The sequence below is a fragment of the Sorangium sp. So ce124 genome, assembly GCF_051525235.1.
In the GTDB taxonomy this organism is placed as follows: Bacteria; Myxococcota_A; Polyangia; order Polyangiales; family Polyangiaceae; genus Sorangium; species Sorangium atrum.
In genome coordinates this window covers 11134860-11148544 of the sequence record NZ_CP150312.1, presented here as the reverse complement: position 1 = coordinate 11148544, position 13685 = coordinate 11134860, and the positions used below count along the sequence as shown (strand labels likewise).

Annotated in this window: 8 protein-coding genes; 3 read left to right on the top strand and 5 right to left on the bottom strand. The window is 69.8% G+C overall.

Features of this window, described 5'->3' with window-relative positions:
* The first annotated feature begins 2 nt into the window (after window positions 1-2).
* Window positions 3-1655, top strand: coding sequence for a GAF domain-containing protein (locus WMF19_RS41855; RefSeq protein WP_437895487.1), 1653 nt, complete (start codon window positions 3-5; stop codon window positions 1653-1655).
* Window positions 1656-1803: 148 nt separating this feature from the next.
* Here the strand turns inward: WMF19_RS41855 and WMF19_RS41850 are convergent, their stop codons facing one another.
* The 3 genes from WMF19_RS41850 to WMF19_RS41840 form a co-directional block, all read right to left on the bottom strand.
* Window positions 1804-5454 (bottom strand): caspase family protein, encoded by a 3651-nt coding sequence (locus WMF19_RS41850; RefSeq protein ID WP_437895486.1) that lies wholly within the window; start codon window positions 5452-5454, stop codon window positions 1804-1806.
* A 104-nt stretch (window positions 5455-5558) separates the two neighbouring features.
* Window positions 5559-7727 (bottom strand): caspase family protein, encoded by a 2169-nt coding sequence (locus WMF19_RS41845; protein ID WP_437895485.1) that lies wholly within the window; start codon window positions 7725-7727, stop codon window positions 5559-5561.
* A 103-nt stretch (window positions 7728-7830) separates the two neighbouring features.
* A complete protein-coding gene (locus WMF19_RS41840; RefSeq protein ID WP_437895484.1) occupies window positions 7831-8613 on the bottom strand; it encodes a M12 family metallopeptidase in 783 nt (260 codons plus the stop codon).
* 210 nt (window positions 8614-8823) lie between these two features.
* Between WMF19_RS41840 and WMF19_RS41835 the strand changes: the two genes are divergently transcribed.
* Window positions 8824-8967: a hypothetical protein gene (locus WMF19_RS41835; protein WP_437895483.1), complete on the top strand. Its 144-nt coding sequence runs from the start codon at window positions 8824-8826 to the stop codon at window positions 8965-8967.
* A gap of 90 nt (window positions 8968-9057) precedes the next feature.
* On the opposite strand, the gene WMF19_RS41830 is transcribed toward WMF19_RS41835, so the two are convergent.
* Together WMF19_RS41830 and WMF19_RS41825 are read right to left on the bottom strand one after the other, a co-directional pair.
* Window positions 9058-10794 (bottom strand): hypothetical protein, encoded by a 1737-nt coding sequence (locus WMF19_RS41830; RefSeq protein ID WP_437895482.1) that lies wholly within the window; start codon window positions 10792-10794, stop codon window positions 9058-9060.
* Window positions 10795-10997: 203 nt separating this feature from the next.
* Window positions 10998-11786 carry a penicillin-insensitive murein endopeptidase gene (locus WMF19_RS41825; RefSeq protein ID WP_437895481.1) on the bottom strand — a complete coding sequence of 263 codons (789 nt, stop codon included), beginning with the start codon at window positions 11784-11786 and terminating at the stop codon, window positions 10998-11000.
* 225 nt (window positions 11787-12011) lie between these two features.
* Here WMF19_RS41825 and WMF19_RS41820 point away from each other — a divergent pair, with 225 nt between their 5' ends.
* The gene (locus WMF19_RS41820) at window positions 12012-12869 is read left to right on the top strand and encodes a CvfB family protein (protein WP_437895480.1); all 858 of its coding nucleotides are present in this window, start codon (window positions 12012-12014) and stop codon (window positions 12867-12869) included.
* Window positions 12870-13685 lie beyond the last annotated feature (816 nt).

The following is a 13685-nucleotide window of genomic DNA, read 5'->3' as shown; positions in this document are numbered from 1 at the left end:
GGATGACGGACTCAGACGACCGCCGATCGCCCGCGACGCGCGACGGGACACGCGATGAAATCCCTGCGCCGCTGGCGTCCCGGCAAGAGCCGGCGAGCGACGGGGCGCGTGAGGTCGGCGGGACGCCGGCGTCGCTCGATCTCGTGCCCGCCATGATCGCGGCGACCCGCGCGATCACGTGCGCGACCGACGAGGCGTCCCTGTTCGCGGCGGCCGTCGAGAGCCTGTCCTGCCTGGGCCACGACGCCTTCTACCTCAGCAGGTTCTGCGACGACGCGAACAGCGTCCTGGAGATCGTGGGCGTCTGGAAGCGCGGCGGCGCGCCGCCCGTCCCGGCCGGCACGCGCCTGCAGCGCTCGGCCTACCCCGGCCTGGAGAAGATCGCCGCGGGCGACCCGATCCTGTACGAGGACTGCGCCACCGACCCGCGTCTCCACGAGACGACGCGGCGCCTCATGGTCGATAAGATGGGCATTCGCTCGATGGCGCTGTTCCCGCTCATGCACGGCGACCGGCTCCTCGGCTCCCTGTCGGCCAACTACGGCGCGCCTCACGTGTACTCGCCGGAGGAGCGGCAGCTCTTGACGCTCGTCGCCCAGCTCTCGGCCGTGACGCTGCTCGGCATCCGGAGCCGCAAGCAGATCGACGAGAAGGTCCGGCTGGTGGAGGCGCTCTACCGCGCCGGCGACGCCGTCGCCGTGATCTCCGAGGAGGCGCCGCTGCTCGACAGGACGGCAGAGCTCCTGGTGAACGAGGTCGGCTACGTGATCGGCTGGATCGGGCTCGTCGACAACGAGCGCGGCGTGCTCGCCTCCCGCGCCGGGCTCGGCAGGAACTTCGGAGTTGATCTCTCCATCGTGCACCCGCTGGACACCCCTCGGAGCGCGGCGGTCGCGGCGTTTCATCAGGGCCATCCGGTGGTGCGCCACGATCTCCACGAGCGCCGCGAGGCCGAAGCCTGGGGTGAGGCCGCCACGAGCGCCGGCCTGCGGACCGGGGTCTACGTGCCCCTCCGCGCGGGCGGAGAGGCGCTCGGGGTGCTGGGCGTCGGCAGCTCGGACGAGCGCATCACCGAGGACGAGGTCGCGCTCATCGCCGCGTTCGGGAACCAGCTCGCCGCCGCGATCCTCCGGGCGCGGAGGGACCGGGAGCGGACCGAGCAGCTCGCGCAGATCGAGCAAGCCTACGACCGCCAGGCGCGGCTGCTCGAGGTCGTGCGCGAGCTCTCGACGCCCGTCATCCCGGTCCACGACGGGATCCTTGTGCTGCCGCTCGTGGGCACGGTCGACTCGAACCGGAGCGCGCAGATCATGGGCTCGCTGCTCTCCGCGATCGAGCGCGAGCAGGCCTCGGTCGTCCTCATCGACGTCACCGGCGTCCCGATGGTGGACACGGGCGTCGCCGACCATCTGCTCCGGGCCGTCCGCGCGGCGGCGCTGCTCGGCGCCGAGGTCGTGCTCGTCGGCATCGCGCCCACCGTCGCGCAGACCATCGTGCAGCTCGGCGTGGACCTGAGCGGCGTCACCACCCGCGGTGATCTCCAGGCGGGCATCGCCCACGCCCTGCGGCGGCGGGGCCTGGAGATCCGCCCGCTCCAGACCGCCGCCGCGGCGCCGCCCGGCGCCGGCGGAGCCAGGCTCCGCAAGGTCCGGTGAAGCGCTCGCGAGAGGAGGAGGCCTCCACAACGCGGATCACGTGGACGCTGAGCGTGTTTCGTTGCCAGGGATCGAGCGCGGATACCGTGATCTCGACCTGGGTCGCCCGCGAGGCGCTTCGCCGCGACTTGCCCGCCTTTGCTAGACCTCAGGCAATCGGACCGCGCGCCTGGCGGATGCTCTCCGCCATCATCGCCGCGATGCGGCGAGCGAGCGCGTCCACGGCGTCGGCGCGCCCTTCCACCATGGTGTCGAGCGCGCGCTGGTGGTCGTGGAACAAGCGCACCGTCACGCGGATCGAGCCGTCAGCCGCACGGCGGTAACGCCCCGCCGGACGGAGCGAATCCGGCACCCCGGTGGCATCGACGAACACGAACGGCGGGGGCTGCCCCTCCGCCAGACCGCGTAGCGCCTCATCGACGTTCATGCCGAGCGCGAGCCCGTCGTCCATTTCCTCTTCATCCTGGAACGAGCTGCGCTCGACGAGCGGCAGAGGCACGGCGAGACGGAAGCTCCCGGGCCGCGCCGCGTCGACCGCTCCGATGACGAAGCTGGACCCTCCCGCGGGCACCGCCAGCAACGGGCGCTGTACGCCGCCGATCCCCTTGGCCAAGAGCGGCACCTGATCCACGACGTAGTTGTAGAGCTCGCCGACGCCGATGAGGTTGCCCCCGTGCAGCGCCGCTCCGCGCATGCCGGACAGCAGCGCGTAGGTGAGCAACCCCTGCGCATAACGGCTCGCCTCGTAGCTCACCGCGTCGGCCGCCGCCCCCGCGAGCAACCACAGCCCGGTTCGGTCTCTCATCCGCTCGAGCACGCGCTGGTAGCTCGACGGCACCTCGCGCTCCTCCGTCAGATCCTTGAGGAACCGCCCGGCGTGGCAGGTGTCGAGCAGCACCACCTGCTTGAGCGCCGGCACGCGCTTGATCCACTTTGTCAATTCCAGGCTAGAGAGCGCGCTGGCGCGCCAGACCACGGGATCGGCGTACGCTCGCTCCACCGCGTCCTGGGTCAGATAATGGAACTCGTCGTCCTTCCCCTCATTGACCTGCACGCCATGGCCCGACAGATAGACCACCAGGACGTCCTCCGACTTCGCACCTTCGGCCCACCTGAAGGCGGCCTCTATGTTCGCGCGCGTCGGCCACTCCGCGGTGTCGCCGGAATCCGTGCTCAGCACTTTGACCTTCACGCGGTCCTCGAACAACGGCTCGGCGACGAACCGCAGCGCCTTGCCGAAGTCCGCGGCGTCCTTACCAGCGTAGGTCAAGCGGAGACTGGGGCCTTGGTACCGCGAGATGCCGACGATGATGCCCCACAGCATGGGCGGCACGCGCCCCGGCGTACCGGCCGCCGCGAAGCGCGATTCGCTGCCGCGGCTCGCCAGCACGTCGTCAGCGTCCATCGCCACGACCGTGACTCGATTGCTGGCGTCGCCTTGGTGCAGGTAGGGGTGGCCGGCGAGCGAGAACTCGAACGACATCTCGCGAATGGCACCCGTCGCCTCGTCACGGAGCGCGTCGACCCGGATATCCTGACGGCGCCCTTCCGCCACCAGAAACGGCCGACCAGACTCGTCCTGTGCGAGGCGGCCGACGAGCGCCTCTTTGCCGTTGATGACGATCTGTATCGTTCCGAATCCGCCACCCTGGTCGCGCAGCTCCACGTACAGCGTCGGCCCCTTCTCTTCGTGCTCCAGGATCGTTCGGGCTCCGCTGCCCTGACCGCTCAGCTCCACGTGCACCGCCGGCCTCTTCGGCCCCCTCTCCAGGATGGTCGTCCTCACCAACGGAAACAGCTTTGGCGCGAGCTGCGTCACAGCGCGCACCGGCTCCGCGCGAAGCTGCATTTTCTTGGCGAGCAGCGCCGGATCGTAATAACGCAGCTTGAGCTGCGAGAGCGCGAGCGGCTCCAGATCGAGCAGCCAGTGGAGCCCCGCCGCCTCACCATCTTGCGACGTGTCGTAGCGACCCTCGTCGTCAGCGACCGCCCATCTCCTGTCGGCCAGCGAAAGCAGCGTGCACAGCCGCGCTGCGACGCCGATCCTCCACAGCTCCACGGTGCCGCTCGCCGTACCGCCGAGCACGAAGCGCCCGTCCGGTGAGAGCGCCGTCGTGGTCGCGTGCGCGATCATCGCGCCCCACTGGCACTCGGCGGTGAGCAGCCATTGTCCGGGGAGCCGCTTCTCGTCGAGCACGTTCACTTGGCCGTCCCGGTGCGTGAGCAGCCAGCGCCCCACCGAGCCCAATCGCTCCGCGCGGACCAGAGGATTATTCGGCATGCTCTCGCGCTCGTAATAGCCAATCTCCTCGCCGCTCTGCGCACTGCGAATCACCTGGCCAGGAAGGATGGCTTCGAGTTCCAGCGAGGGCGCCGGCGCCGTCGCGGGGCGCACCTCGGCGAGCCCGCCGGTTCCGGCGTCCCACACGTGCGCCATCCCGTCCTCGCGCGCCACTGTGAAACGGCGCCCATCAGCGGCGAATTCAATCCAGGTCGACGCGAGCCGCATCGCCTTGACCGACCACACCACGTCACCGCTTACCCAATCTATGGCGTAAAGCGAGCCGTCCGCCATGCCAACCACCAGCAACGTCAACAGCGCCGAAGGCGACAGATCCGCCGCCTGGATCGCTCCACCGATCATGGCGAGCGCCTGCGCGACCGAAGCGCGCGGCGCGGGCGGCCGGGCGTCGAGCTCCCACAGCTGCACCGCCGCTCCGGGCGACACCGTCAAGAGCAACCGTCCGTCGGTCGAGAGCGCGATCGAGGTCGGCGCGCTCGAGATCGCCAATTCGAGGAGCCGACCCGCGGTGTGCGCGTCCCATACGATCACGACACCCGCCGCGTCGAGCGTGGCGACGCGCGCGCCGTCAGCAGAGAAGGCGGCGGCCCGCACCGGCGCCGCATGCCCTGAAAGTGCCTGGAGCTGGGCCCCTGTCCTTGCATTCCAGAGAATAGCGTCGTGATTGGGTCCCTCCGTGAGCACGAGATCGCCGCGCGGCGAGAACGCCGCCACGGTCGCCGTCGCGTCGCTCCGCTCGCCGAACCGGCGCACGGCCTCGACCCTCCCCTCCTTGACGGCCCACACGATCGTCTCCGCGCCCGACGTGACGAGCCTCGCACCGTCCGACGAGAACGCAGCGAATCGCACCTTGCGCAGTCTGAACGGAGCGTGCAGAGATAGCCACTTCATCTCATCCAGCAGCGGATAACGGATCGCCGCCCCTTCGCCGCCCACGACGACCATTTGCCTTCCGTCAGGCGACAGGGCCACGCCGGCCGGATCGCCCATCCTCGCGGAATCAAGCCAGAAGGTGTATAGCTCGTCACCCGTCGCCGCGGCCCATGAGATGGCGCGCCCGTCGCCAGCTGCGGTGATCAGCCGCGAGCCGTCGGCGCTGAAAGAGATCAGGCGAATCACGCCGCTGTGTCCCGTCTGCGCCACCAGCTCTAGCTTCTTGCCGCCCACCAGCGCCACGCGCGACATCCCCGCCGTTGGGCCACCGAGCAGCGCTTTGATGAGCGCGCCACCCAACCATTTCGCGATCACGATGGCACGAAACAGCCGGTCCTCCTCGCGCGCGTCGCCGCCATCGCGCGCGGCCTTCATTCGCGCGGCCAGATCGATCACCGTGGCGAGATGCGCCGCCAATCGCTCGATTTTACGCTGCAGCTCCTCCCGGAGGAAGCGCTCGGTCAGGAGTCCTTTTTCCCCTTTTTTCCGTGCCTCTTCCATCTCGCGGATGGCCTCGTCGACGAATGCATCACGGACCGCACGTTCCGGCAAATCGACGAACACATGGAGAGCGCCGCACGGGAGGCCATACAGATCATGCCGAGATATCATGAGCTCCCTCTCCCGTGGCCACCCTTCACAGCCCCCGTCATCGACCCGAAGCTGCTCTACTTCGCCGTCATTCGCACCACCACGACGTCCGCGGTCCAACGCTCCGATGCGCCGCGCGCGTGCTCGCCCTTTTCCTCGACTCCGCTCGCTATCTCGGCGAAGGACGTATCTCGCCTGAGGTAATCGAGCGACGCTGTGTTGTTCGTCGTCGCGATTGCCACGAAGCGATCCACCCCGAGCGATTGCCCCGCCGCGAGCGTCGCGCACATCGGATCCCCGAGGACGCCGGAGGAAGACCAGAAGGTCGCGCGGCTCTTCCTTGCGATGAGGTAGCGGCTCGCGTAGATGCTCACGCGCCCCTCGCTGTCGCAATTGACGAGCGTGACCCACAGGTCGATGTCCGAGGGATTCTCGATCTGGATACAGTAGCAGTCTCCGAGCGTGATCCACCTGTCGTTCACCGTGTCGAAGCGGCCCGCCTTCACCTCGTAATTGGCCCGCCTGGCTGGCTGCAGCGCTGGCAGCGGCGGGTTCTGGGCCAGCTCCGGCGGCAGCACTCCGATCTGCGCGTTGCAATCGAGGAGCGTCATCTGGAGGCAATGCTCTAGATCGGCGCAGTTGCGCGCGATTCGCAGGGGCGCGGCGTAGAGGTAATAGTGCTCCACCAGAGCGACCGCGATGTCCCTGGCGTCGGCCGGCGGCGCGGTGTTCGCCAGGAAGGGCAGCGTCGGCAGGGGCGGCCCCGGCTCCTCCCCGGTCCCGTAGATGTCGTCGGTGATTGCCCAGGACTTGTCCGAGCGCTGCACCACCGTGATCTGGCCCTTGTCCCCCGCCTGCGCGATCTTCAGGAACGGCGAGGCGGCGAGCCGGTTCGCCATCGCCTCGTCGTGCGGCGCGAGCGCCACGACGAGCTTCGCTGCCTCGCCGGGCCGGATCAATCGACCGCGCATGAGCGCGCTCGGCGGCGGCGAAGGCGGGGGCATCGCAGGATCGGCCTTCGCAGACGACGTCGCGGGGGCGGTCGAAATCACGCGAACGAGGCCGATTCGCTCTCTCAAATCCTCTGGCGTGCCGACCGGCGGAAACACCGCCGTCGCGCCTGGCGTCCCTAGCTCCGGATAGAGCGCCACGACCGCGCCTTCGGTGACGCCCACCAGGGATCCCGCGTTGAGTCGATAGGTCGCGCTCGCCGCGTCGAAGGTCACGGAATAGCCGATGTCTCCCTCCTCCGGCGGCCCGCCGAACACCCGTCTCACCGGGGAGCTCGAGAGCCACGGGTGCTGATTCGCGTTCATCGCCTCCACCTTGGCGACCACCGTGCGCCAGATCTGGCCCCAGCGCAACTCCGACAGCGTGGTATCCTCGAGCGCGCTCAGCTGATCCACGAGCGCGCGCGTGAGCAGGCCATGCGTCTTTTGCTGCCGGCCCGGTGCGGGAGGCTCACCGCCGCTGCCGTCCGACTCGCGGGCCCGCTCGTCGTCGAGGCAGGCCGCTACCACCATGAAATCGCCCGCGCCGACGCCTAGCCTCCTCGCTGCACCTCGCTCCCCCGTCGCCGGGGGCGGCGCGACCTCGGGCGGAAGCGCGAACGGCCGCGGCGACTCGACGAACCGCGGGCGTACCCCCTTCTCCGGCACCTCCCGCGTCGCCCCCGCGGAGAAGCAACAATCGAGCACCACCGTCACGGCCGGCGTTCGCGCCGCGATCCTCCCGAGCAGCCTGTTCAGCTCCCAATCGAAGAGGAGCCTCTCCCCATCCGCCATATTGCTGTCCGTCGCCAGCAGCGCCTCGCGATAATAGCGACTGTTGTCCCTCGGATCGATCACCTCGCTGCGCGTGCCGTGACCGGAGTGATAGATGAACACCCGGTCGCCCGGCTGCACCTCATCCCCGAGCGCGGTGAGCGCCGCGATCAGGTTCGCCTGGGTCGGCGCCTGCGTCGGCACCGTCGTCGGCCGCGGCGGGCCGCCGCGCAGGGGGGCGGCGAACCGCTTTATCCGGTTCGCCGGCACGCCCAGCCGATTCAGCAGCAACTCCTGGATCTCGTCGATGTCATTGACGCAGCCGCGGAGCGGGGAGACTCCGCCGGAGTAAACGTCGATACCGATCAGCACCACGTGGAGGCTCGCCGCAGCGCGTTCCGCGTGCGGGGAGAGCGGGATCTCGGGCCGCCTCATTGCCCTGGGAGCGCGGGGAGCAGCTGGCTTGGTCTTCCTGGTCTTCATGGCGAACCTTCACAGTCGGGGACTACCGAGCGTCAATCCGCCACGCGCGACGGACGCGCGCGCGGCGGACGCCTGCGGCACCAGCGCTCGGCTCGGCTCAGCGCTAGGGCTTCGGATATTCGCGCGCGACGAAGGCGTAGTCGCTGTCGCTGATCGTCACTCCGCCGAGGATCGGTCTCCCGCTCTTCGTGCACTCGCCGGGGATCTGGTAGGCCATGATCGATTCCTCATCGGGCCTGGCCGTGCCGAAGATCGAGCTCTCCTCGAGCGGCGTCAGCACCTGGAAAATCACGTCTTCTCGGCTCCAGCCCTGGGTCCGCATGAAGTAGGCGATCGTCCTCTCGAAATCGAGGCGCTCGACGATCTGCGCGCGGAGGTGCTCGTGCGGGAACCCCAATGTGTGGCCGAACTCGTGCGGAACGACGCGTTCGAACTCGGAATCCGGCGTGCTCAGCGTGAACCCTTGGAGGTTCATCGTCTGCTGACCCGGGTGGTTGAGGATGTCGATGCCGAGCCACGACCAGTAGCCCCCTTCGCCACGCGCGAGGCGGACGTCCGCGCTCGCCGCGTAGGACCGCGTCTCGACGAATTGGATATTTCCAGTCCTGCTCCACATGTTCGCGTACGCGAGGATTTTGCGCCGCAGCGCGGGCTCCGGATTGTCGAGGAAGCCGACGGTGAGCCTCACCCCCGTCTTCGGCCACCGTAGCCTGATGACGAGCGCAAGCCTGCCGTGCTCGGTGGGATCGATGTCCTCGATATTGAAGCCCGGCGGCAGGTTGTCCGGGCGAACGGCCTTCGCCTGCACGGCCAGCTCCTTCCATTTTTCCGGCGGCGGAAGCTTGGGAATGCAGACCGGGACCTGACTTGCGAGCGACTTTCTCATGGCGACCCTCCGATACGACCCTGCTGGAACGCTCCTTTCTTAAGGCGAGCCGACCGCAAAGCACAGCTGCCCGGTGCTCACCGTCGCGTGTCGGCTCTCTTCGGTGCCGCGCTCCACTCCCGGAGAGCCGGTCAATGCGCAAAGGTGACTTCGAGAGAGAGCGGCGGCTATCCGCCAGGCAGGAAGGCATCGCGGAGAATGTGGGAGGAGATGCATCATCCGTCGTCGATCACGAGCAAGCTCGCGAGCGGGCCGCTGCGCAACCGCGCGACGGGCGCGGTCGATGTCGACGCCGGCCCGTCCGCAGTGGGCGACGCGACGGCTGCCGGCGGCGCGTTAGCCGCTCGGCGGTGAATCACTCAGAACAGAACGAAATTCATTGAGATGTCATCCGCGCCCGCCTCGCCGTCGCAGAATTCCTGTCGTGATTTCCGGCGCGCGATGCTAGCCGAGCGCCCCCGAGGCGGCCGCGGGGCGGAGGCCCTCGATCAGGGCCGCGCGATAGCGGTGCCGCGCCGCGGAGAGGCGCAGCGCCTCGCCTTCGTCCGGGAGCGACGCCGAGGCCATCGCGGCGTGACCCAGACGCAGGAGGGTGTAGGCGAGGAGATACGCCGGCAGGCGCCGCTCGGGATCATCGCCGGAGCGGCGCCGATATCGATCCAGGAAGGCGCGCCGGGCGCCTCGCGGCATCCGCCACTCGACGATGGCGCCGGCGAGATCCCAGGCGATGTCCGCGGGGCCAGGGAGGAAGTGATCATCGCCGTGCCCGCAGGCGTCCACCTTGACCAGCTCGCCCGAGGCGGATCTGCGCCACTCGTGGGGATCCATCCTGCCATCGACGATCACCGGACGCGCGAGCTCCAGGTGGAGCTCACCCGGGAGCTCCCTCCGCATCTCCAGCGAGAAATTGGTGCGTGCCATCGCAATGAGCTCGTCGGCCGCAGGGCTCGGCACAGGGAAGGCCGAGGCGCGAAAAGCGCAGTAGTCGGCCAGGCGCTTGAGCTCCGCGGCGGATAGCTCATCGGCCTGGAGCGGGCGGCCAGGGAGCCATGGATACGAGAAGAATCCCTGGCCCTCGTCGCGCGGCTCCAGCCCAAAGCCGGCCCGGAAGATGCCGTGTGCCCGCTCCAGACACTCGGCCCCGTAGCGGCCCATCCCTTCGAACTTGAGGATCCGGCGTTCGTCCGGGGAAAGGTATTTGAGGCGCTCCATGGATGTCCAGGAGGGCGGCCAGCGCGATTCGTCCTCGTAGCAGCGGCGGCGCCACGCCCCGGCGCCGATGGGCTCGCCCGCATCGCCGGGGAGCTGCGCACCGCCTTCGGCGCGCTCCGAGCGGAAGGACCGCCAGCGGCGGGCGCCGTCCGGCGCGACGAGCGCGTCGGGGTCGGGCGCGCGGGAGCCGAGGAAAACGATGCTCGCGCGCGGGACGCCCGCGCGAACCAGGGAGTCGCCGGCGGCGAGGAACGAGGAGCCGCTGAGGCCCGGCCCCTCGTCGACGACCCAGAACCGCGCTCCCTCGGCGATGCCGTCCTCGACCCAGCGGAGCTGCCCGGTGTCGAGCTCGACGCGGCGGTCATAGGGGTGACCTGATGGGCGCACGGTGATGCGCCCGGCCCGGATCCCCTGCCGACGAAGCGCCGCGGCCGTCACCGCGCTCAGGGTCGTGCCGATGCTGCGGATGCCGAGGACCCGGACCGGCGCCGGCGGAGACGCGAGCCGCTCGGCCAGCCGTGCGAAATCGAGCGGGTGGAGCGCGTAGAACGAGAACCCCTCGGGCGGCGAGGTCGAGACGGTCGCCGGGACCTCGACGGCCATGAGGGCCTCGGGCGTGGCCAGACGTCTGGCTGGTCGTGGCCAGACGTCTGGCTGTCCGTGGTCAGACGTCTCGCCGTCCGCGATCGCGAGCGCGCCCGCGTCGTTACCGTCGATCAGCGCGGCGGCGAGATCGTCGGTGAGCTGCGCCAGCGCCGAGGCGCCCTCCGCGCCGGCGTCGGTGAGGATGGACTCGAGCTCGCCAGCGCGGATCAAGGCGCGGAGCACGACGTCGCGAGGGCGCTCCGCGCCTCCGGGGCCGGCGATCGCCTGGAGGTCGACCGCGAGCTCGTCGACGAGCCGCCGCCCCGGGACGTCGCGGCGGCCGCTGCGGAACACGTACATGCGGTATCCGGAGCTGTCGTCCATGGCGGGCTCCACGCCTCCCCGCTGCGCGACGCGCGACCCGCGCCGCTCGCGGGCCTTCCCAGCGGTAACGTCATGGAACCGGCTCGTCAAGCCGCCGGCCTCGTGCGTGGAGGCGAGCGACGGGCCTGACTCGGTCGTGGGTGAGGGCCGGCAGAAGGAGCAGCGCGAGCGGCTCCGGCGCCATCACCCGTCGATGGCTTCGCTCAGCGCGGGCCGCCGGCCGCGAATGCAAAATCGATGTGCACGTGCTCGTCGTGCCGCCACCACACCGGGCCGCGTGGGATCGCCCCTGCGAGGGAGCCCAGCGTGCGGCCCGCGGGGCTCGCGAGCAGCAGCGGCACGTACTCAGGCGCGAGGAAAATCCGCTGGATCCGGAGCTTCCTTGGCCTGGCCTTCTCGTCCAGCGCCGACAGGAGCCGCGCGAGATCGTCGAAATCGATCATCAGCTCGCCCCACCGGCCCTGCGCGTCGAACTCGAGGCCATAACCGAGCTCGTTCCAGGGATAGGTCGACACGTCCGCGGGCCGCCCCGCGCCGTCGCGCAGCGGGACGAAGATATCGACGCTGAGCCCGTTCTGGTGCGTGCGGTGCGGCCAGAACCGGCCGCCATCGCGGTGGCCCGTCTCCCCGACGACGAAGCGCCGCCCTGGCCTGGCCGCCGCGCACGCGGCGAACGCCTCCTCCAGCGCGCCGCGAACGGCGCCGTGCACGTACTGGCGCCCGAGGCTGGCGCCCAGGTAGGAGTAGGTCACGTAGCCGGGCCCCGAGGGGCGGAGCGGGTGCCCGTGCAGCAGCCGGCCGCGCGCGGGGCTGCCAGAGCTCTCGGACGGCGTCGCGCCGTCGAACCATACGCGGCCGTGCGCCACGACGACGGGCGCGACGAGCAGGAGACCGGCGGCGACCGCGAGTCGCTTCCACGCCCGACGAGACGCGCTCGTCGCTCGCGGAGCCGCAGCGGGCGGCACGCCCCGAAGGACCTGGAGGAGCTTCACCCCGTTCGCCTTCTTAGAAGATCGCTCGCGTCGTTCAAGCGAGAAACGAACCATCAAGCGCGCCAAGAGGGGTTCTCTCTCTTGGCGTCCCTGGCGCCTCGACAGCTCACCATTCGGCGTCTTTCAGGCAGTTTCAACTCATTTGTGGGATCGGGAGGTCATCGCGCCAAAAAGAGACGCGACCGACCGACCGCGCGCCCCGGCCCTGTGCAAGACTGCGCGCCGATGCCGTACGACCATCTCCTCGGGCGCGTGGTGACCCTGCCGGTGCGGCGGTTCGGCCCGCCGGGCGCCTTCCTCTCGGCCGATCCGGGCGACCTTCGCCCGGACGCGCCGGTGCTCCTCTTGCCGCGCAGCGAGGTGCCCGAGGGCGCCAGGGAGGGAGACGAGCTCGATGTCTTCGTGTACCTCGACTCGGAGGATCGCCCCATCGCCACGACGCGCCGGCCGAAGGTCGCGCTCGGCGAGGTCGCCTTTCTGGCGGTCACCGACGTCGCGCCCTTCGGCGCCTTCGTCGACTGGGGCTTGCCCAAGGAGCTGCTCATCCCCCGCGCGGAGCAGACCCGCGACCCGCAGGTAGGCCAGCGGCACCCGGTGGGGCTGCTCGTGGACAGGACCGGGCGCCTCGCGGGGACGATGCGCGTGAGCGAGATGCTGCGTGACGAGGGCGAGTTCGATCTCGACGAGTGGGTCGAGGGCGAGGCGTGGCGCAACGAGCCTGGGATCGGCCTCTTCGTCATCGTCGAGCGCAGGTTCGTCGGCCTGGTCCCCGCCGACGAGCCGCACGCGCTCTCCCGCGGCCAGGCGGCGCGGTTCCGCGTGGCGAGCGTGCTGCCCGACGGGAGGATCGACCTCTCGCTCCGCGGTCACGCGCACGAGGAGGTCGAGAACGACGCGCAGGAGATCCTCGCGCGGCTCTCGCGCCCGGGCGCGCCGAGGGTCGGTGATCGCTCGAGCCCCGAGGAGATCCGGGCGCTCTTCGGCCTGAGCAAGAAGGCGTTCAAGCGGGCCGTCGGCCGCCTGCTGAAGGAGCGCGCGGTGGCGATCGACGGCGAGGGGTTCCTCGTCAAGAACGCGCGCTGAGCCGGGCGGAAGGATCGGGGAGTCGCGCGCAGACGAACGCGGCGCCGCGCCGCCCGCCGTCGCCGTGTCTGCACCGGAGAGCAGCGCGAGCGCTTCGGGCCGCGTCGCCGTGTCGCCCTATCGACGGCTTCGCTCGGTGAGGGGCCCTGGCCGTGAGCGCGACATCGATGTGCGCGTGCCCGCAGATGCGCAGCCGGAGTTGGCAGGCGTCATGTAGGCGGTTGGCGGCCGTGCACGCCGCCCATCAGCTCCCCGACGACGGAAGTGCGACCAGCGCACCTGGGCACCCTCATCTCAGCGCGCGCCGATCCCATGAACCCGGCGATACCGAGCGCGCATGCGCCTTCGGTGGCGAACAGCAGGAATACGACGGCATTCACCCGGGAAGCCGCCCCTGACCGCGCACTCCGGAACAAATCATTAAATTCCGTCAAACCGGGCTCAGGGACGAGCGCTACGGGCGCGGCGGAGTCACGGCCTGCTGCGGCCATCGCCGGCAGAGCGGCGTCCGCCATTGGCCGGCCACCATTGGCCGGCCACCATTGGCCGGCCACCACGACTGGCCGGCCACCATTGCGCCTGACCCGCCATCATCGCTGGCCGGCAACGGCGCTCACGAGCCATTTTTGTCAGTTTGGCGGAGACTGGCACTGGCCTGAAGCATTCAGCGAGCGCGCCGTACCCGAATGCCGCACAACCGCTCCAGGTCGATGGACCGCACTGCGCGCGCAACGATTGTTCACGAAAACGCAACAGTGTTTTCGCTTGACGCACCACGCCATCCTACAATACTAAGTGATGCCGACTACCTTGACT

Bases quoted from the DNA above. Each gene is read 5' to 3' on its own strand.
- WMF19_RS41840 (WP_437895484.1), bottom strand. From the start codon at position 8,613: ATGAGAAAGTCGCTCGCAAGTCAGGTCCCGGTCTGCATTCCCAAGCTT.
- WMF19_RS41830 (WP_437895482.1), bottom strand. From the start codon at position 10,794: ATGGACGACAGCTCCGGATACCGCATGTACGTGTTCCGCAGCGGCCGC.
- WMF19_RS41855 (WP_437895487.1), top strand. From the start codon at position 3: ATGACGGACTCAGACGACCGCCGATCGCCCGCGACGCGCGACGGGACA.
- WMF19_RS41820 (WP_437895480.1), top strand. From the start codon at position 12,012: ATGCCGTACGACCATCTCCTCGGGCGCGTGGTGACCCTGCCGGTGCGG.
- WMF19_RS41845 (WP_437895485.1), bottom strand. From the start codon at position 7,727: ATGAAGACCAGGAAGACCAAGCCAGCTGCTCCCCGCGCTCCCAGGGCA.
- WMF19_RS41835 (WP_437895483.1), top strand. From the start codon at position 8,824: ATGCATCATCCGTCGTCGATCACGAGCAAGCTCGCGAGCGGGCCGCTG.